The sequence below is a fragment of the Streptomyces fradiae genome (assembly GCF_041270065.1).
Lineage (GTDB): Bacteria > Actinomycetota > Actinomycetes > Streptomycetales > Streptomycetaceae > Streptomyces.
The window spans coordinates 1,309,973-1,329,192 of the sequence record NZ_CP065958.1 but is presented as its reverse complement, the minus strand read 5'-3'; the positions used below and the strand labels follow the sequence as shown (position 1 = coordinate 1,329,192).

At 71.6% G+C, this 19,220-nt stretch carries 20 protein-coding genes; 19 read left to right on the top strand and 1 reads right to left on the bottom strand.

What is annotated here, in order from left to right:
* Positions 1 to 174: 174 nt before the first annotated feature.
* The 8 genes from aroC to nusB all read left to right on the top strand — a co-directional run bounded on the left by aroC (position 175) and on the right by nusB (position 6,685).
* Positions 175 to 1,359 (top strand): chorismate synthase, encoded by a 1,185-nt coding sequence (gene aroC, locus JAO84_RS05845; protein ID WP_370411036.1) that lies wholly within the window; start codon positions 175 to 177, stop codon positions 1,357 to 1,359.
* A complete protein-coding gene (locus JAO84_RS05840; RefSeq protein WP_265867151.1) occupies positions 1,356 to 1,874 on the top strand; it encodes a shikimate kinase in 519 nt (172 codons plus the stop codon). Before aroC ends, JAO84_RS05840 begins: the two co-directional genes overlap by 4 nt.
* The gene (gene aroB / locus JAO84_RS05835; RefSeq protein ID WP_370411034.1) at positions 1,871 to 2,971 is read left to right on the top strand and encodes a 3-dehydroquinate synthase; all 1,101 of its coding nucleotides are present in this window, start codon (positions 1,871 to 1,873) and stop codon (positions 2,969 to 2,971) included. The genes JAO84_RS05840 and aroB overlap by 4 nt, the downstream gene beginning before the upstream one ends.
* Positions 2,968 to 3,414 carry a type II 3-dehydroquinate dehydratase gene (gene aroQ / locus JAO84_RS05830; RefSeq protein WP_370411032.1) on the top strand — a complete coding sequence of 149 codons (447 nt, stop codon included), beginning with the start codon at positions 2,968 to 2,970 and terminating at the stop codon, positions 3,412 to 3,414. The genes aroB and aroQ overlap by 4 nt, the downstream gene beginning before the upstream one ends.
* Positions 3,415 to 3,551: 137 nt before the next feature.
* Positions 3,552 to 4,454: an AAA family ATPase gene (locus JAO84_RS05825; protein ID WP_370411030.1), complete on the top strand. Its 903-nt coding sequence runs from the start codon at positions 3,552 to 3,554 to the stop codon at positions 4,452 to 4,454.
* A 68-nt stretch (positions 4,455 to 4,522) separates the two neighbouring features.
* Positions 4,523 to 5,629 (top strand): aminopeptidase P family protein, encoded by a 1,107-nt coding sequence (locus JAO84_RS05820; RefSeq protein WP_370411028.1) that lies wholly within the window; start codon positions 4,523 to 4,525, stop codon positions 5,627 to 5,629.
* A gap of 49 nt (positions 5,630 to 5,678) precedes the next feature.
* Positions 5,679 to 6,245, top strand: a complete 567-nt coding sequence (gene efp / locus JAO84_RS05815) for an elongation factor P (protein ID WP_265867146.1) — start codon at positions 5,679 to 5,681, stop codon at positions 6,243 to 6,245.
* A gap of 2 nt (positions 6,246 to 6,247) precedes the next feature.
* A complete protein-coding gene (nusB, locus tag JAO84_RS05810; protein WP_370411026.1) occupies positions 6,248 to 6,685 on the top strand; it encodes a transcription antitermination factor NusB in 438 nt (145 codons plus the stop codon).
* A 166-nt stretch (positions 6,686 to 6,851) separates the two neighbouring features.
* Here nusB and bldD read toward each other — a convergent pair whose 3' ends face one another.
* Positions 6,852 to 7,355: a transcriptional regulator BldD gene (gene bldD / locus JAO84_RS05805; protein ID WP_265867144.1), complete on the bottom strand. Its 504-nt coding sequence runs from the start codon at positions 7,353 to 7,355 to the stop codon at positions 6,852 to 6,854.
* A gap of 247 nt (positions 7,356 to 7,602) precedes the next feature.
* Between bldD and pyrR the strand changes: the two genes are divergently transcribed.
* From pyrR to rpoZ, 11 genes are all read left to right on the top strand, one after another.
* Positions 7,603 to 8,169: a bifunctional pyr operon transcriptional regulator/uracil phosphoribosyltransferase PyrR gene (gene pyrR, locus JAO84_RS05800; RefSeq protein WP_370411024.1), complete on the top strand. Its 567-nt coding sequence runs from the start codon at positions 7,603 to 7,605 to the stop codon at positions 8,167 to 8,169.
* 88 nt (positions 8,170 to 8,257) lie between these two features.
* Positions 8,258 to 9,241 (top strand): aspartate carbamoyltransferase catalytic subunit, encoded by a 984-nt coding sequence (locus JAO84_RS05795; RefSeq protein ID WP_370411022.1) that lies wholly within the window; start codon positions 8,258 to 8,260, stop codon positions 9,239 to 9,241.
* A 4-nt stretch (positions 9,242 to 9,245) separates the two neighbouring features.
* Entirely contained in the window at positions 9,246 to 10,532 is a 1,287-nt protein-coding gene (locus tag JAO84_RS05790; RefSeq protein ID WP_370411020.1) for a dihydroorotase, read from the top strand.
* Complete coding sequence (locus JAO84_RS05785) at positions 10,529 to 11,113, top strand: hypothetical protein (RefSeq protein WP_265867140.1); 585 nt, start codon at positions 10,529 to 10,531, stop codon at positions 11,111 to 11,113. The genes JAO84_RS05790 and JAO84_RS05785 overlap by 4 nt, the downstream gene beginning before the upstream one ends.
* Entirely contained in the window at positions 11,110 to 12,267 is a 1,158-nt protein-coding gene (gene carA / locus JAO84_RS05780; RefSeq protein WP_370411017.1) for a glutamine-hydrolyzing carbamoyl-phosphate synthase small subunit, read from the top strand. The genes JAO84_RS05785 and carA overlap by 4 nt, the downstream gene beginning before the upstream one ends.
* On the top strand, positions 12,260 to 15,568 hold the full coding sequence (gene carB / locus JAO84_RS05775; protein ID WP_370411015.1) for a carbamoyl-phosphate synthase large subunit: 3,309 nt from the start codon (positions 12,260 to 12,262) through the stop codon (positions 15,566 to 15,568). Before carA ends, carB begins: the two co-directional genes overlap by 8 nt.
* A 56-nt stretch (positions 15,569 to 15,624) precedes the next feature.
* On the top strand, positions 15,625 to 16,746 hold the full coding sequence (locus tag JAO84_RS05770; RefSeq protein WP_370411013.1) for a quinone-dependent dihydroorotate dehydrogenase: 1,122 nt from the start codon (positions 15,625 to 15,627) through the stop codon (positions 16,744 to 16,746).
* Entirely contained in the window at positions 16,743 to 17,579 is an 837-nt protein-coding gene (gene pyrF / locus JAO84_RS05765) for an orotidine-5'-phosphate decarboxylase (protein WP_370411011.1), read from the top strand. Before JAO84_RS05770 ends, pyrF begins: the two co-directional genes overlap by 4 nt.
* A 323-nt stretch (positions 17,580 to 17,902) precedes the next feature.
* The gene (locus JAO84_RS05760) at positions 17,903 to 18,226 is read left to right on the top strand and encodes an integration host factor (RefSeq protein ID WP_030493613.1); all 324 of its coding nucleotides are present in this window, start codon (positions 17,903 to 17,905) and stop codon (positions 18,224 to 18,226) included.
* 73 nt (positions 18,227 to 18,299) lie between these two features.
* The gene (gene gmk / locus JAO84_RS05755) at positions 18,300 to 18,863 is read left to right on the top strand and encodes a guanylate kinase (RefSeq protein ID WP_265867135.1); all 564 of its coding nucleotides are present in this window, start codon (positions 18,300 to 18,302) and stop codon (positions 18,861 to 18,863) included.
* A gap of 52 nt (positions 18,864 to 18,915) precedes the next feature.
* Positions 18,916 to 19,188, top strand: a complete 273-nt coding sequence (gene rpoZ, locus JAO84_RS05750; RefSeq protein WP_030810584.1) for a DNA-directed RNA polymerase subunit omega — start codon at positions 18,916 to 18,918, stop codon at positions 19,186 to 19,188.
* The last annotated feature ends 32 nt before the right edge of the window (positions 19,189 to 19,220 follow it).

Genomic DNA, 19,220 nt, shown 5'->3' with positions numbered 1-19,220 from the left:
CGACCGCCCCACCCCGACCTGCGCGACCTCACCCGATGCGTGAGACGAGCGTCCCGACCCGTGGACCGGCGATCGATCGGCCGCCGGGACGTGGGAGGATCGGGGCAGGCGGACCCGGGCCGCGCACCCAGGTCGTGCCGTCGCAGTGCCCAGGCGCGAGCATGAGGAGCATCGTTGAGCAGGTTGCGTTGGCTGACGGCGGGGGAGTCGCACGGCCCCGCGCTGGTTGCAACCCTTGAGGGACTTCCGGCCGGTGTTCCGGTCACCACGGAGCTGGTGGCGGATCATCTCGCGCGGCGGCGGCTCGGCTATGGGCGCGGTGCGCGGATGAAGTTCGAGCGGGACGAGGTCACCTTCCTCGGTGGTGTCCGGCACGGTCTTTCGCTCGGCTCGCCGGTCGCGGTCATGGTCGGCAACACGGAGTGGCCGAAGTGGGAGAAGGTGATGTCGGCCGATCCGGTCGATCCCGCCGAGCTGAAGGAGACCGGTCGTAACGCGCCGCTGACCCGGCCGCGTCCCGGTCACGCCGATCTGGCTGGTATGCAGAAGTACGGTTTCGACGAGGCCCGGCCGATCCTGGAGCGCGCCAGCGCCCGGGAGACCGCCGCCCGCGTCGCGCTCGGCGCGGTCGCCCGGTCGTTCCTGAAGGAGGCGGCCGGGATCGAGATCGTCTCGCACGTGGTGGAACTGGCGGCGGCGAAGGCCCCGTACGGCGTCTACCCGACCCCGGCCGATGTCGAGAGGCTCGACGCGGATCCGGTGCGCTGCCTGGACGCGGATGCGTCGAAGGCGATGGTCGCGGAGATCGACCAGGCCCACAAGGACGGCGACACCCTCGGCGGCGTGGTCGAGGTCCTCGCCTACGGCGTGCCCGTCGGCCTCGGCTCGCACGTGCACTGGGACCGCCGGCTGGACGCGCGGCTCGCCGCCGCGCTGATGGGCATCCAGGCCATCAAGGGCGTCGAGGTCGGCGACGGCTTCGAGCTCGCCCGTGTGCCCGGCTCGCAGGCGCATGACGAGATCGTGCGGACCGGGGACGGCATCAAGCGCACCTCCGGCCGCTCCGGCGGCACCGAGGGCGGGCTGACCACGGGTGAGCTGCTGCGGGTGCGCGCTGCGATGAAGCCGATCGCGACCGTCCCGCGGGCGCTTGCCACGATCGATGTCGCGACCGGTGAGGTCGCGGCGGCCCACCACCAGCGCTCCGACGTCTGCGCCGTTCCGGCGGCCGGGATCGTCGCGGAGGCGATGGTCGCGCTGGTCCTCGCGGACGCGGTGGTGGAGAAGTTCGGCGGCGACAGCGTCACCGAGACCCGCCGCAACGTCCAGTCGTACCTCGACAACCTCCACATCCGGTGACCGGCGGCCCGCAGGTCGTCCTCGTCGGACCCATGGGCTCCGGCAAGTCCACCGTCGGCGCGCTGCTCGCCGAGCGGCTCGGCGCCGTCTACCGGGACACCGACGCGGACATCGTCGCCGCCGAGGGGCGCGAGATCTCGGACATCTTCGTCGAGGACGGCGAAGAGCACTTCCGTGCCCTGGAGCGCGCGGCCGTGGCCGCCGCCCTCGCCGAGCACGAGGGCGTCCTCGCGCTCGGCGGCGGCGCCGTGCTCGACGCCGGCACCCGCGCCCTGCTGCGCGGGCGCCCCGTCGCGTACCTCTCCATGGACGTCGAGGCCGCCGTCCGCCGGGTCGGCCTCGGCGCCGCCCGCCCGCTGCTCGCCGTCAACCCGCGCCGGCAGTGGCGCGAGCTGATGGACGCGCGCCGCCATCTGTACGAAGAAGTCGCGAGCGTCGTCGTCGCCACCGACGAGCGCACGCCCGAAGAGGTCGCCGAGGCGGTCCTCGACGCACTGGAGTTGAAGGACGTATGACGGACCAGGACCAGGAAGTCACCCGGATCCCGGTCGGCGGCTCCGAGGGTTCCGACCCGTACGAGGTGCTGGTCGGCCGGCAGCTGCTCGGCGAGCTCGGCGGGCTCATCGGCCCGCAGGCCAAGCGCGTCGCCGTGATCCACCCCGAGGCGCTCGCCGAGACCGGTGAGGCGCTGCGCGCCGACCTCGCCGGCCAGGGCTACGAGGCCGTCGCCATCCAGGTGCCCAACGCGGAGGAGGCGAAGACCGCCGAGGTCGCCGCCTACTGCTGGAAGGCGCTCGGCCAGACCGGCTTCACCCGCAGCGACGTCATCGTCGGCGTCGGCGGCGGCGCCACCACCGACCTGGCCGGCTTCGTCGCCGCGACCTGGCTGCGCGGGGTGCGCTGGATCGCCGTGCCCACCACGGTGCTCGGCATGGTCGACGCGGCCGTCGGCGGCAAGACCGGCATCAACACCGCCGAGGGCAAGAACCTCGTCGGCTCCTTCCACCCGCCGACCGGCGTACTGTGCGACCTGGCCGCGCTGGACTCGCTGCCGGTGCACGACTACGTCTCCGGCCTCGCCGAGATCATCAAGGCCGGCTTCATCGCCGACCCGGTCATCCTCGACCTGATCGAGGCCGACCCGGAGGCCGCCCGTACCCCGTCCGGCCCGAACACCGCCGAGCTGATCGTCCGTTCGATCAAGGTCAAGGCCGAGGTCGTCTCCGGCGACCTCAAGGAGGCCGGCCGCCGCGAGATCCTCAACTACGGGCACACCCTCGCGCACGCCATCGAGAAGAACGAGCGCTACAAGTGGCGGCACGGCGCCGCCGTCTCCGTCGGCATGGTCTTCGCCGCCGAGCTGGGCCGGCTGGCCGGACGCCTCGACGACGCCACCGCCGACCGGCACCGCGCCGTCCTGGAGTCCGTCGGCCTGCCGCTCACCTACCGCGGCGACCAGTGGCCCAAGCTCCTGGAGACCATGAAGGTCGACAAGAAGTCCCGCGGCGACCTGCTGCGCTTCATCGTCCTCGACGGCCTGGGCAAGCCCACCGTCATGGAGGGCCCCGACCCGGCGGTGCTGATCGCGGCGTACGGCGAGGTGTCCGCGTGAGCGAACCGCGCCGCGTCCTCGTGCTGAACGGCCCGAACCTGGGCCGGCTCGGCTCCCGCGAGCCCGACATCTACGGCGCCACGTCCTACAAGGGCCTGGTGGAGTCCTGCCGCGCGCTGGGCGAGCAGCTGGGCTTCGACGTCGAGGTGCGCGAGACCAACGACGAGGGGGAGATGATCCGCTGGCTGCACGAGGCCGCGGACGGTTCGCTCCCGGTCGTCCTCAACCCCGGCGCCTTCACCCACTACTCGTACGGGATGCGCGACGCGGCCGCCCAGCGCACCGCGCCGCTGATCGAGGTGCACATCTCCAACCCGTACACCCGTGAGGAGTTCCGGCACACCTCCGTGGTCGCCGCGGTGGCCACCGGCACCGTCGCCGGCTTCGGCATCGGCTCCTACCGCCTTGCGCTGCGCGCGCTCGCGGAGGAACTGGACGCCTGAGCGGGCCCTCACCCCGGCGGGTGAGGGCCCGTGCCCCCGGCCGATCGCCCCGGGCCGTTTCCCCTGGGGAAGCCGGGGGCGGTAACGTTCCGGCAACGACGGAAACATCGCCGGCAGGGAACGGAGTGGGGCACCGGATGCAGCACGGAATGGGGGCTCCGCTGCCACCGCAGGAACCCGCGGGCCGCACCGGCTGGGCGCAGGGCCCGCAGGCCCACGCCCCCGGCGCCCCGGTCCAGGGCGGACACCCGCCCGTTCCGCCGCCCGTCCCCGGTCACGGCCACCACCCGGCGCCCGCGCACCACCCCGCTCCCGGCCACCACCAGCCCTACCCGGCGCCGCCGGCCCCCCAGGGCCCGCCCGCCCCGCAGGCCCCGCCCGCGCCGCCCGCCACTCCGGGCCCGCCGCCCGGCTGGGGCGGCGCCCCCTCCGGCCAGGTCACCGGCCACATCACCCTGCCGCCCCCGGTCACCGGCACCGGCGGCGCCACCATCGCGGTCCTGCTCATCGGCCCGGCCGGCGCGGGCAAGACCACCGTCGCCCGCCACTGGGCCGCCCGCCGGCCCGTCCCCACGGCCCACATCAGCCTCGACGACGTCCGCGAATGGGTCTGCTCCGGCTTCGCCGACCCCCAGTCCGGCTGGAACGAGAACTCCGAGGCGCAGTACCGGCTCGCCCGCCGCACCTGCGGCTTCGCCGCCCGCAACTTCCTCGCCAATGGCATCTCCTGCATCCTCGACGACGCCGTCTTCCCCGACTGGCCGGTCGTCGGCCTCGGCGGCTGGAAGCGCCACGTCGGCCCCGGACTGCTCCCGGTCGTGCTGCTGCCCGGTCTCGACATCGTCCTGGAGCGCAACGCCGAGCGCAGCGGCAACCGGCGTCTCTCCGACGAGGAGGTCGCCGCGATCCACGGCCGGATGGCCGGCTGGTACGGCTCCGGACTGCCGATCATCGACAACTCCACGTACGACGTGGAGACCACCGCCCGGGTCCTGGACGACGTCCTCGCCCGCGCGATATCCGGCCAGCCGTCGGCGTAGCCGCTGTGCGCTGCCCGGTCGGGTGCGCACAACAGGCCGGGGCGGGCGGGCGCTCGTAGGCTCGGAACATGTCAGAGGTGTATGCGGACCGCCGGACCCGGCTGCGCGACCGGTGCGCGGCCGCGGGCAGCCCGGCGGCCCTGGTCTCCCGCCCCGCCAATGTCCGCTATCTCACCGGCGGTTCGCCCGCCGGGGCCGTGCTGCTGCTCGGTCCCGACGAGGACGTGCTGCTCTGCCCCACCGCCCCGGGCGCCGATCCGGCCGACGGGCGGCTCGACGAGCTGCTCCGCACGCTGGTGCTGCCGGCCGGCGGCGGGGATCCGGCCGTCGCCGGCGTCGACTTCGCCCGCAAGGCCGGCGCGGACGCCCTCTCCGTGGAGGAGCACCATCTGACCGTGGCCCGGCACCGCGCCATGGGCTCGGTCGCCCCCGGGCTGCGGCTCGCCGACCTGTCCTGCTCGGTCGAGCAGCTGCGGATCGTCAAGGACGAGGACGAGATCGGCTGTCTGCGGATCGCCGCCGAGATCGCCGACCAGGCGCTCGGCGAGCTCCTGGAGTCGATCCTCGTCGGGCGCACCGAGCGGCACCTCGCCCTGGAGCTGGAGCGGCGGCTCGTCGACCACGGCGCCGACGGGCCGGCCTTCGCCACCTCCGTCGCCACCGGACCGCACTCCGGGCGGTCCGGGCACCGGCCCACCGACCGGCGGGTCGAGGAGGGCGACTTCCTCACCGTCTGCCTGGGCGCCGACTACCGCGGCTACCGCTGCGAGATCGGCCGCACCTTCGTCATCGGGACCACCCCGGCCGACTGGCAGATCGAGCTGTACGACCTCGTCTTCGCCGCTCAGCGGGCCGGCCGCGAGGCGCTCGTGCCCGGCGCCGAGTACCGGGACGTGGACCGGGCGGCCCGGCAGATTCTCGTCGCGGCGGGTCACGGGGACGCCACCACCCCGCTCACCGGGCACGGCGTGGGCCTGGAAATCGACGAGGACCCGCAGCTCGCACCCGCGGCCATGGGTAAACTGGACGCTTGCGTGCCGGTCACCGTCGAACCGGGGGTCCACCTCCCGGGCCGGGGCGGGGTCCGGATCGATGACACGCTCGTCGTACGCCAGGAGGCGGACGGCGGACCCGAGCTACTCACCATCACGACCAAGGAGCTGCTCGCGCTCTAGCGCGCGCCGTGCCTCTTGGTCCACGTCAGTACCAGGAGATTCCGCAACCGTGGCTTCCACGAACGACCTCAAGAACGGCATGGTGCTCAAGCTCGAAGGCGGCCAGCTCTGGTCCGTCGTCGAGTTCCAGCACGTCAAGCCCGGCAAGGGCCCCGCCTTCGTGCGCACCAAGCTCAAGAACGTGCTGTCCGGCAAGGTCGTCGACAAGACCTTCAACGCGGGTGTGAAGGTCGACACGGCCACCATCGACCGCCGGGACATGCAGTTCTCCTACATGGACGGCGAGTACTTCGTCTTCATGGACATGGAGACCTACGACCAGCTGCACGTCGACAAGAAGGCCGTCGGCGACGCCGCGAACTTCCTCATCGAGGGTTTCACGGCCTCCGTCGCGCGCCACGAGGGCGAGGTGCTCTACGTGGAGCTCCCGGCCGCCGTCGAGCTGAAGATCCAGCACACCGACCCGGGCGTCCAGGGCGACCGCTCCACCGGTGGCACCAAGCCCGCCACCCTGGAGACCGGCCACGAGATCCAGGTCCCGCTCTTCGTCACCACCGGTGAGACGGTCAAGGTCGACACCCGTGACAGCAGCTACCTCGGCCGGGTGAACAACTAGCCGTGGCCGCCCGGAGCAAGGCCCGCAAGCGGGCCTTCCAGATCCTGTTCGAGGCCGACCAGCGCGGCACCTCGGTGCAGGAGGTCCTCGCGGACCAGGTCCGGCTGCACCGGTCCGACGACCGCCGGCCGCCGGTGAACGACTTCACCATGCAGCTGGTCGAGGGCTACGCCAAGCACGTGGCCCGGATCGACGAGCTCATCGCGACCTACGCGGTGGACTGGGACCTCGACCGGATGCCCGCCGCCGACCGGAACATCGTGCGCCTCGCCGCGTACGAGCTGATCTGGGAGGACGGCACCCCGGACGCGGTGGCCATCGACGAGGCGGTGAACCTCGCCAAGGAGTTCTCCACCGACGAGTCGCCGACCTTCGTGAACGGCCTGCTCGCGCGCTTCAAGGACCTGAAGCCGCGCCTGCGCCGGGACGCGGACGCCTAGCCCGTCCACGGCCCTCAGACAGTCGAAAGGGGCCCGCAGCACCTGGTGTGTGCTGCGGGCCCCTTCGTCGTACCGCCACGCAGGCACACAGAAGCGCCGGGGCCCCGGGAGTCGAGGTGACTCCCGGGGCCCCGGCGGCACGTTTCTGCGAGTGTTCTCCGCAGGGTCAGCTGTTGTCCTCGTGGGCGACCGCGCGGCGCGCGTCCGCGTCCAGGACGCCCCAGCTGATCAGCTGCTCGGTGAGGACCGAGGGGGACTGGTCGTAGATGACGGCGAGGGTGCGCAGGTCGTCCTGGCGGATCGACAGCACCTTGCCGTTGTAGTCGCCGCGCTGCGACTGGATCGTCGCCGCGTAGCGCTGGAGGGGGCCGGCCTTCTCCGCGGGGACGTGGGCCAGGCGCTCCAGGTCGAGGACCAGCTTCGGCGGCGGCTCGGCGGCGCCGCCAGGGGTGGTGCCGGGCAGCAGCTCCTGCACCGGCACGCCGTAGAAGTCCGCAAGCTCGGCCAGGCGCTGCACCGTCACGGCGCGGTCGCCACGCTCGTACGAACCGACCACGACCGCCTTCCAGCGGCCCTGGGACTTCTCCTCCACCCCGTGGAGGGAAAGGCCCTGCTGGGTGCGGATCGCACGGAGTTTGGCCCCGAGCTGCTTTGCGTATTCGCTGGACATAACGCTCCCGGACGCTGAGACGACGTTGCGGCTGCGCCGCGCGGCTGGTAACTCACTGTGAGGTTACGCAGCGTGACACTCTCCCGTCAAGCCGAATGGTCCATACCGCCCCCTCCCGGGGGACGGCGCGCGGTGTGGCGGACGGGGGGTGAGCAGGCGTCCCGTCCGCCCCTGGTAGGGTGGATGGCGCAATTCCGACGTCCTTTAAGGTCCGTCCCGTGAGGCGGAGAAGGAGGTCCGTTTACACATGGACGCTCAGCAGCAGTACAGCGAGACGGCGCGGCCCGTTCTGGAGGGCCCCGACATCGCGCGGGTCCTGACCCGCATCGCCCACGAGATCGTCGAGCGCGCCAAGGGCGCCGACGACGTGGTCCTCCTCGGCATCCCCACCCGTGGCGTGTTCCTCGCCGCCCGGCTGGCCGAGAAGCTCGAATCCATCACCGGCGGCAAGATCCCGGTCGGCTCCCTCGACATCACCATGTACCGGGACGACCTGCGGCTGAAGCCCGCCCGCGCCATCGGCCGCACCGAGATCCCCGGTGACGGCGTCGACGGCCGCCTCGTCGTCCTCGTCGACGACGTCCTCTTCTCCGGCCGCACCATCCGCGCCGCCCTCGACGCCCTCGGCGACATCGGCCGCCCGCGCGCCGTCCAGCTCGCCGTCCTCGTCGACCGCGGCCACCGAGAGCTCCCGATCCGCGCCGACTACGTCGGCAAGAACCTTCCCACGTCGCTGCGGGAGACGGTCAAGGTCCTGCTCGCCGAGGAGGACGGTCGCGACACCGTGCTGCTCGGCAGCAAGCCCGCCTCCTGACACCTTCACCGGCCCCCTCGACGGGAGCCGGGGCACAGCCCTGCGCACCCGTCTGCCCTCATCCTCCCCACCACGGAGAAAAACCCCGATGATGCGTCACCTCATCTCGGCCGCCGACCTCACCCGCGACGACGCCGTTCTGATCCTCGACACCGCCGAGGAGATGGCCCGGGTGGCCGACCGGCCGATCAAGAAGCTGCCGACGCTGCGCGGCCGGACCATCTGCAACCTCTTCTTCGAGGACTCCACCCGCACCCGGATCTCCTTCGAGGCGGCCGAGAAGCGCCTCTCCGCCGACGTGATCAACTTCGCGGCCAAGGGCTCCAGTGTCTCCAAGGGCGAGTCCCTGAAGGACACCGCCCAGACCCTGGAGGCGATGGGCGTCGACGCCGTCGTCATCCGGCACAGCGCCTCCGGCGCCCCGTACCGCCTGGCCACCTCCGGCTGGATCGACGCGCCGGTCATCAACGCCGGCGACGGCACCCACCAGCACCCCACCCAGGCCCTGCTCGACGCCTTCACCATGCGCCGCCGCCTGGTCGGCCGGGACGCCGGCCTCGGCAAGGATCTGGCCGGAAAGCGCGTCACCCTCGTGGGCGACGTGCTGCACAGCCGGGTCGCCCGCTCCAACGTCGACCTGCTGCACACCCTGGGCGCCGAGGTCACCCTGGTGGCCCCGCCCACCCTGGTCCCGGTCGGCGTCGAGAGCTGGCCCTGCGAGGTCTCGTACGACCTCGACAACGTGCTGCCGAAGTCCGACGCGGTGATGATGCTGCGTGTGCAGCGCGAGCGGATGAACGCCGCCTTCTTCCCCACCGAGCGCGAGTACTCGCGCCGCTACGGCCTCGACGGCCAGCGGATGGCGAGGATGCCCGAGCACGCCATCGTCATGCACCCCGGCCCCATGGTCCGCGGCATGGAGATCACCGCCGAGGTCGCCGACTCCGACCGCTGCACGGTCGTCGAGCAGGTCGCCAACGGCGTGTCCATCCGCATGGCCGTCCTCTACCTGCTGCTCGGTGGCTCCGAGCCCGCCGCCCCCGCCACCACCACCCGCACCGAGGAGAAGTAAGAACATGAGCAAGATCCTGATCCGCGGTGCGAAGGTGCTCGGCGGCGAGGCGCAGGACGTCCTCATCGACGGCGAGATCATCGCCGAGGTCGGCACCGGCCTCAGCGCCGACGACGCCCAGGTGATCGAGGCCGAGGGGCAGATCCTGCTGCCCGGCCTGGTCGACCTGCACACCCACCTGCGCGAGCCCGGCCGCGAGGACTCCGAGACCGTCCTCACCGGCACCCGCGCCGCCGCCTCCGGCGGCTACACGGCCGTCTTCGCCATGGCCAACACCCACCCCGTCGCCGACACCGCCGGCGTCGTCGAGCAGGTCTACCGGCTCGGCAAGGAGGCCGGCTACTGCGACGTGCAGCCCATCGGCGCCGTCACCGTCGGCCTGGAGGGCAAGAAGCTCGCCGAGCTCGGCGCCATGCACGACTCCGCCGCCGGCGTCACCGTCTTCTCCGACGACGGCAAGTGCGTCGACGACGCCGTGATCATGCGCCGCGCCCTGGAGTACGTGAAGGCCTTCGGCGGCGTCGTCGCCCAGCACGCCCAGGAGCCCCGCCTCACCGAGGGCGCCCAGATGAACGAGGGCGTCGTCTCCGCCGAGCTGGGCCTCGGCGGCTGGCCCGCCGTCGCCGAGGAGTCGATCATCGCCCGCGACGTGCTCCTCGCCGAGCACGTCGGCTCCCGCGTGCACATCTGCCACCTCTCCACCGCCGGCTCCGTCGAGATCGTCCGCTGGGCCAAGTCCCGCGGCATCGACGTCACCGCCGAGGTCACCCCGCACCACCTCCTCCTCACCGACGAGCTGGCGCGCACCTACAACCCGGTCTACAAGGTCAACCCGCCGCTGCGCACCGAGCGTGACGTGCTGGCGCTGCGCGAGGCCCTCGCCGACGGCACCATCGACATCGTGGCCACCGACCACGCCCCGCACCCGCACGAGGACAAGGACTGCGAGTGGGCCGCCGCCGCCATGGGCATGGTCGGCCTGGAGACCGCGCTGTCCGTCGTCCAGCAGACGATGGTCGAGACCGGACTGCTGGACTGGGCCGGCGTCGCCGACCGGATGTCCGTCAAGCCGGCCCGGATCGGGCAGGCGGCCGGCCACGGACGCCCCGTCTCGGCTGGTGAGCCCGCCAACCTGACCCTGGTCGATCCGGCATACCGTGGTGTCGTGGACCCCGCCGACTTCGCCTCCCGCAGCCGCAACACCCCCTACGAGGGCCGTGAGCTGCCGGGACGCGTCACCCACACCTTCCTGCGGGGCCGGGCAACGCTCGTCGACGGGAAGCTGGCGTGACACCACTCATCCAACTGGCCGCAGCCGCCGCCGCGGCCGATCAGAAGTCCGCCGAGGTCACCGACTGGGCCGGCCGGCTCGGCTGGGTCGCCGGACTGCTGCTCTTCATCACCCTGGTCTACTGGCTGATGCGCCAGGGCTGGAAGTGGCGCGGCAGCCTCCAGTCCGGCCTCCCGCCCCTCCCCGAGGTGCCGGAGACCCCCGGTGAGCCCACGCTGGAGCTCAGCGGCCGCTACCACGGCTCCACCACCGCCGGACAGTGGCTCGACCGGATCGTCGCCCACGGCCTGGGCACCCGCAGCCGCGCCGAGCTCACCCTGACGGACGCGGGGATCAGCGTCGTACGCCCCGGCGCGGACGACTTCCTGATCCCGGCCGCCGCCCTGCGCGAGGCCCGCCTCGACAAGGGCATCGCCGGCAAGGTCCTCACCGAGGGCGGACTGCTCGTCGTCACCTGGGAGCACGGCGGCACCCTGCTCGACTCCGGCTTCCGCTCCGACCACGCGGCCGAGCACGCCGCCTGGGTCGAGGCCATCAACCACCTGAACACCGCACGTACGACGGAAGGCACCGCACGATGACGACCTCCATCCAGGGAGACGCCTCAAAGAGGCACAAGGCGGCTCCCGCCGTACTCGTCCTGGAGGACGGCCGCATCTTCCGCGGCCGCGCCTACGGGGCCGTGGGGGAGACCTTCGGCGAGGCCGTGTTCTCCACCGGCATGACCGGCTACCAGGAGACCCTCACCGACCCGTCGTACCACCGCCAGGTCGTCGTGATGACCGCCCCGCACGTCGGCAACACCGGCGTCAACGACGAGGACCCCGAGTCCGCCCGTATCTGGGTCTCCGGCTACGTGGTCCGCGACCCCGCCCGCGTCTCCTCCAACTGGCGCGCCCAGCGCTCCCTCGACGAGGAGCTGCGCCACCAGGGCGTCGTCGGCATCCAGGGCATCGACACCCGCGCCCTCACCCGCCACCTGCGCGAGCGCGGCGCCATGCGCGTCGGCATCTTCTCCGGCAGCGCCCTGCCCGACGACGGCACCCTGCTCGCCGAGGTGCGCCAGCAGCCCGAGATGACCGGCGCCGACCTCTCCGCCGAGGTCGCCACCAAGGAGCCGTACGTCGTCCCCGCGATCGGTGAGAAGAAGTTCACCGTCGCCGCGGTCGACCTCGGCATCAAGGGCATGACCCCGCACCGGATGGCCGAGCGCGGCATCGAGGTCCACGTGCTGCCCGCCACCGCCACCGCCGAGGACGTCTACGCGATCGCCCCGGACGGCGTGTTCTTCTCCAACGGCCCGGGCGACCCGGCAACCGCCGACGGCCCCGTCGCCGTCATGCAGGAGGTCCTGCGCCGCAAGACCCCGCTCTTCGGCATCTGCTTCGGCAACCAGATCCTCGGCCGCGCGCTCGGCTTCGGCACCTACAAGCTGAAGTACGGCCACCGGGGCATCAACCAGCCCGTCCAGGACCGCACCACGGGCAAGGTCGAGGTCACCGCGCACAACCACGGCTTCGCCGTCGACGCGCCCCTCGACAAGGTCTCCGACACCCCCTTCGGGCGCGCCGAGGTCTCCCACGTGTGCCTGAACGACAACGTCGTGGAGGGCCTGCAGCTGCTCGACCAGCCGGCCTTCTCCGTCCAGTACCACCCCGAGGCGGCCGCGGGCCCGCACGACGCCGCGTACCTCTTCGACCGCTTCGTGACCCTCATGGAGGCCGAGCGTGCCTAAGCGCACCGACATCCAGTCCGTCCTGGTCATCGGCTCCGGCCCGATCGTCATCGGACAGGCCGCCGAGTTCGACTACTCCGGCACCCAGGCCTGCCGGGTGCTCAAGTCGGAGGGCCTGCGGGTCATCCTGGTCAACTCCAACCCGGCCACGATCATGACCGACCCGGAGATCGCCGACGCCACCTACGTCGAGCCGATCACCCCCGAGTTCGTCGAGAAGATCATCGCCAAGGAGCGCCCCGACGCCCTGCTGCCCACCCTCGGCGGTCAGACGGCCCTCAACACGGCCATCTCGCTGCACGAGGCCGGCACCCTCGACAAGTACGGCGTCGAGCTCATCGGCGCCAACGTCGAGGCGATCAACAAGGGCGAGGACCGCGACCTCTTCAAGGAGGTCGTCGAGGAGGTCAACCGGAAGATCGGCCACGGCGAGTCCGCCCGCTCGGTCATCTGCCACTCCATGGACGACGTCCTCAAGGGCGTCGACACCCTCGGCGGCTACCCCGTCGTCGTCCGCCCCTCCTTCACCATGGGCGGCGCCGGCTCCGGCTTCGCCCACGACGAGGAGGAGCTGCGCCGCATCGCCGGCCAGGGCCTCACGCTCTCCCCGACCACCGAGGTGCTCCTGGAGGAGTCCATCCTCGGCTGGAAGGAGTACGAGCTGGAGCTGATGCGCGACAAGCACGACAACGTCGTGGTCGTCTGCTCCATCGAGAACTTCGACCCGATGGGCGTCCACACGGGCGACTCGATCACCGTCGCCCCGGCGATGACGCTGACCGACCGCGAGTACCAGATCCTGCGCGACATCGGCATCGCCGTGATCCGCGAGGTCGGCGTCGACACCGGCGGTTGCAACATCCAGTTCGCCGTCAACCCCGACGACGGCCGGGTCATCGTCATCGAGATGAATCCGCGCGTCTCCCGCTCCTCCGCGCTCGCCTCCAAGGCCACCGGCTTCCCGATCGCCAAGATCGCCGCCCGCCTGGCCGTCGGCTACACGCTGGACGAGATCCCGAACGACATCACCGAGAAGACCCCGGCCTCCTTCGAGCCGACCCTCGACTACGTCGTCGTCAAGGCCCCGCGCTTCGCCTTCGAGAAGTTCCCGTCCGCCGACTCCACGCTGACCACGACCATGAAGTCGGTCGGCGAGGCCATGGCGATCGGCCGCAACTTCACCGAGGCCCTGCAGAAGGCCCTGCGCTCCCTGGAGAAGAAGGGCTCGCAGTTCGCCTTCACCGGCGAGCCCGGCGACAAGGCCGAGCTGCTCGCCCTGGCCGTCCGCCCGACCGACGGCCGGATCAACACGGTCATGCAGGCCATCCGCGCGGGCGCCACGCCCGAGGAGGTCTTCGAGGCCACCAAGATCGACCCCTGGTTCGTCGACCAGCTCTTCCTCATCAAGGAGATCGCCGACGACCTCGCCGCCGCCGAGAAGCTCGACCCCGAGCTGCTCGCCGAGGCCAAGCGGCACGGCTTCTCCGACACCCAGATCGCCGAGATCCGCAACCTGCGCGAGGACGTCGTCCGCGAGGTCCGGCACGCCCTCGGCGTCCGCCCGGTCTACAAGACGGTCGACACCTGCGCCGCCGAGTTCGCCGCCAACACCCCGTACTTCTACTCGTCCTACGACGAGGAGACCGAGGTCGCGGCCCGCACCAAGCCCGCGGTGATCATCCTGGGCTCCGGCCCGAACCGCATCGGCCAGGGCATCGAGTTCGACTACTCCTGCGTCCACGCCTCCTTCGCGCTCAGCGACGCCGGCTATGAGACCGTGATGGTCAACTGCAACCCGGAGACCGTCTCCACCGACTACGACACCTCCGACCGGCTCTACTTCGAGCCGCTCACCCTGGAGGACGTCCTGGAGATCGTGCACGCCGAGTCGCTCGCGGGCCCGATCGCCGGTGTCGTCGTCCAGCTCGGCGGCCAGACCCCGCTGGGCCTCGCCCAGGCCCTGAAGGACAACGGCGTGCCGGTCGTCGGCACCTCCCCGGAGGCCATCCACGCCGCCGAGGACCGCGGCGCCTTCGGCCGGGTGCTCGCCGAGGCCGGCCTGCCCGCCCCGAAGCACGGCACCGCGACCACCTTCGCCGGCGCCAAGGCCATCGCCGACGAGATCGGCTACCCCGTCCTCGTACGCCCCTCGTACGTGCTCGGCGGCCGCGGCATGGAGATCGTGTACGACGAGGCGCGCCTGGAGTCGTACATCGCCGAGTCCACCGAGATCAGCCCCACCCGGCCGGTCCTGGTCGACCGCTTCCTCGACGACGCCATCGAGATCGACGTCGACGCCCTCTACGACGGCACCGAGCTCTACCTCGGCGGCGTCATGGAGCACATCGAGGAGGCCGGCATCCACTCCGGCGACTCGGCGTGCGCCCTGCCCCCGATCACCCTGGGCGGCTTCGACATCAAGCGGCTGCGCGCCTCCACCGAGGCCATTGCCAAGGGCGTCGGCGTGCGCGGCCTGATCAACATCCAGTTCGCGATGGCCGGCGACATCCTGTACGTCCTGGAGGCCAACCCGCGCGCCTCGCGCACCGTCCCCTTCACCTCGAAGGCGACCGCGGTGCCGCTCGCCAAGGCCGCCGCCCGCATCTCGCTCGGCGCCACCGTCGCCGAGCTGCGCGCCGAGGGCCTGCTGCCGGCCACCGGCGACGGCGGCACCCTGCCGCTCGACGCGCCGATCTCCGTCAAGGAGGCCGTCATGCCGTGGAGCCGCTTCCGCGACATCCACGGCCGCGGCGTGGACACCGTCCTCGGCCCGGAGATGCGCTCCACCGGCGAGGTCATGGGCATCGACTCGGTCTTCGGCACGGCCTACGCCAAGTCGCAGGCCGGCGCCTACGGCCCGCTGCCCACCAAGGGCCGAGCCTTCATCTCCGTCGCCAACCGCGACAAGCGCTCGATGATCTTCCCGGCCCGTGAGCTGGTCGCCCACGGCTTCGAGCTGCTCGCCACCTCCGGCACCGCCGAGGTCCTCAAGCGCAACGGCATCAACGCCACCGTCGTGCGCAAGCAGTCCGAGGGCGAGGGCCCGAACGGCGAGAAGACCATCGTCCAGCTCATCCACGACGGCCAGGTCGACCTGATCGTCAACACCCCGTACGGCACCGGCGGCCGCCTCGACGGCTACGAGATCCGTACGGCGGCGGTGGCCCGCTCCGTCCCCTGCCTGACCACCGTCCAGGCGCTCGCGGCGGCCGTCCAGGGCATCGACGCACTCAACCACGGCGACGTGGGCGTCCGCTCGCTCCAGGATCACGCGGCACACCTGACCGCGGCCCGCGACTAGCAGCCCACAAGGGGGACACCGGAAACGGTGTCCCCCTCTTGCTGAGGACACTCCCCATGTACAAGTTCTTCTTCACCCTGGTCTTCAAGCGGATGGACCCCGAGAAGGCCCACTACCTGGCCTTCCGCTGGATCCGGCTGGCCGTCCGCGTCCCGGTCCTGCGCACCTTCGTCGCGGCCGTCCTCGCGCCCCGCCACAAGGAGCTGCGCACCGAGGCCCTGGGCCTGCGCATGCACGGCCCCTTCGGCCTCGCCGCCGGCTTCGACAAGAACGCCATCGCCATCGACGGCATGGCCATGCTCGGCTTCGACCACGTCGAGATCGGCACCGTCACCGGCGAGGCGCAGCCCGGCAACCCCAAGAAGCGCCTCTTCCGGCTGATCCCCGACCGCGCCCTGATCAACCGCATGGGCTTCAACAACGAGGGCTCCGCCGCCGTCGCCGCCCGCCTGGCCGCCCGTAACCCGGTCTTCAGGACCGTCGTGGGCGTCAACATCGGCAAGACCAAGGTCGTGCCCGAGGCCGAGGCCGCCGCCGACTACGTGAAGTCGACCGAGCGGCTCGCCGCCCACGCCGACTACCTGGTCGTCAACGTCTCCTCGCCCAACACCCCGGGGCTGCGCAACCTCCAGGCCACCGAGTCGCTGCGCCCGCTGCTCACCGCCGTCCGTGAGGCCGCCGACCGCACGGTGACCGACCGCCGGGTCCCGCTCCTGGTGAAGATCGCCCCCGACCTCGCCGACGAGGACGTGGACGCGGTCGCCGACCTGGCCCTGGAGCTCGGCCTCGACGGCATCATCGCCACCAACACCACCATCGCCCGCGAGGGCCTCGGCCTGAAGTCCGACCCGGCGCTGATCAAGGAGACCGGCGGCCTGTCCGGCGCCCCGGTCAAGCAGCGCTCCCTGGAGGTGCTGCGGCGGCTGTACGCGCGCGTGGGCGACCGGATCGTCCTGGTGGGCGTCGGCGGCGTCGAGAACGCCGAGGACGCCTGGCAGCGGATCCTGGCCGGCGCCACGCTGGTGCAGGGCTACAGCGCCTTCATCTACGAGGGCCCGTTCTACGCCCGCGCGATCCACCAGGGCCTGGCCGCGCGGCTCGCGGCCTCCCCGTACGCCACCCTCGCCGAGGCCGTCGGCGCCGACCACCGCTCCTCCACCGGAAAGGCCGCCAAGTGACTCTCTCCTTCGGGACCCGCCTGCGCTCCGCCATGGACGAGCGCGGACCACTCTGCGTCGGCATCGACCCGCACGCCTCGCTGCTCGACTCCTGGGGCCTCGCCGACGACATCGCGGGCCTGGAGCGCTTCACGTACACCGTGGTGGAGGCGCTCGCCGGCACGGTCGCCGTCTTCAAGCCGCAGGCCGCCTTCTTCGAGCGCTTCGGCTCGCGCGGTGTCGCCGTCCTGGAGCGGGCCACCGCCGATCTGCGCGCGGCCGGCGGCCTGGTCGTGATGGACGCCAAGCGCGGCGACATCGGCTCCACCATGGGCGCCTACGCGGAGGCCTTCCTGCGCAAGGACTCCCCGCTGTTCTCGGACGCGCTGACCGTCTCCCCGTACCTCGGCTACGGCTCCCTGAAGCCGGCCGTGGAGCTGGCCCGGGAGTCCGGCGCCGGGCTCTTCGTGCTCGCCCTCACCTCCAACCCGGAGGGCGCGGAGGTCCAGCGCGCGGTGCGCGAGGACGGGCGGACCGTCGGCGCGACGATGCTCGCCCACCTGGCCGAGGAGAACGCGGGGGAGACCCCGATGGGCTCCTTCGGCGCGGTGGTCGGCGCCACCCTCGGCGACCTGTCCTCCTTCGACCTGGACATCAACGGTCCGCTGCTCGCCCCCGGCATCGGCGCCCAGGGCGCGACCCCGGCCGACCTGCCGAGGGTCTTCGGCGCGGCGGTCCGCAATGTCGTCCCGAACGTCAGCCGCGGGGTCCTGAAGGCGGGTCCGGACGCCGGTGCGCTGCGCTCGGCGGCGGAACGTTATGCGAACGAGATCAGGGAGGCCGTGGGCGCCTGAGGCACCCCGGCGGCCGATTTCGTCCGGTTCTCGCCAATCCGCAGGTCGGGCGGCGTGTCCTCGCCGTCTCACTCCTTGACAAAACTTGGCCCAAAACGGCGTCGTTATGTCGGAAATGTCCTGGTCGGTCGATGCTGACCAGGACTTTTCGTCTGTTCTCGCTGACTCAGGCGGCCTCGGCCGCTAGTCTCCGGGACAGAGTCGGCGTTCGACGTACTCCACGTCGGTCGTTGCTCCACTGGTGTGGCGTGCCCCGCTCGCGCGGGACGCGCCGTCTCCCGCCGGTCCGTATCCGACAGTTCGACATCCGAGGTGACGTAGGCGTGGCTCTTCCGCCCCTTACCCCTGAACAGCGCGCAGCCGCGCTCGAAAAGGCCGCCGCGGCTCGCCGGGAGCGGGCCGAGGTCAAGAATCGACTCAAGCACTCCGGCGCCTCCCTCCACGAGGTCATCAAGCAGGGCCAGGAGAACGACGTCATCGGCAAGATGAAGGTCTCCGCGCTGCTCGAGTCCCTTCCGGGCGTGGGCAAGGTCCGCGCCAAGCAGATCATGGAGCGGCTCGGCATCTCCGAGAGCCGCCGGGTCCGCGGTCTCGGCTCCAACCAGATCGCCTCCCTGGAGCGCGAGTTCGGCGGCGCCGGCGCCTGAGCGCGCCGCGGCCGCGCCGGCGGCCCGGGACCAGGCGTCCCGGGCACACCGGTGAAGCTGGAATAATCGCTGCATGGCAGCAGAGGTACGTCCGCGGCTGACCGTGCTCTCCGGCCCCTCCGGGGTGGGCAAGAGCACGGTCGTCGCTCATATGCGCAAGGTCCACCCCGAGGTCTGGCTCTCGGTGTCGGCCACGACACGGAAGCCGCGACCCGGCGAGCAGCACGGTGTCCAGTACTTCTTCGTCACGGACGACGAGTTCGACAAGCTGGTCGCCAACGGCGAGCTCCTGGAGTGGGCCGAGTTCGCGGGCAACCGCTACGGCACCCCGCGGCGCGCGGTCCTCGACCGTCTGGAGGCCGGCGAGCCGGTGCTCCTGGAGATCGACCTCCAGGGCGCCCGCCAGGTCAAGGAGTCGATGAGCGACGCGCAGCTGGTCTTCCTGGCCCCGCCGAGCTGGGAGGAGCTGGTCCGCCGGCTCACCGGCCGCGGCACCGAGTCGCCCGAGGTCATCGAGCGCCGTCTCGCGGCCGCGAAGGTCGAGCTGGCCGCCGAGTCGGAGTTCGACACCACGCTCGTCAACACCTCGGTCGAGGACGTCGCGCGCGAGCTGCTAACGTTGATGCACGTTGTCTGATCTTTTATCCGTCATGATCCGTGACCGGATATCCATCTTCGGAAGGTAGAGCGTGTCCTCTTCCATCACCGCGCCCGAGGGCATCATCAACCCGCCGATCGACGAGCTGCTCGAGGCGACGGACTCCAAGTACAGCCTCGTGATCTACGCCGCCAAGCGCGCGCGCCAGATCAACGCGTACTACTCGCAGCTGGGCGAGGGCCTGCTCGAGTACGTCGGTCCGCTCGTCGACACCCACGTCCACGAGAAGCCGCTCTCGATCGCGCTGCGCGAGATCAACGCGGGCCTGCTGACCTCCGAGGCCATCGAGGGCCCGGTGCAGTAAGCACGTTTTTCGGTTTGTCACCCAGGCCCGGC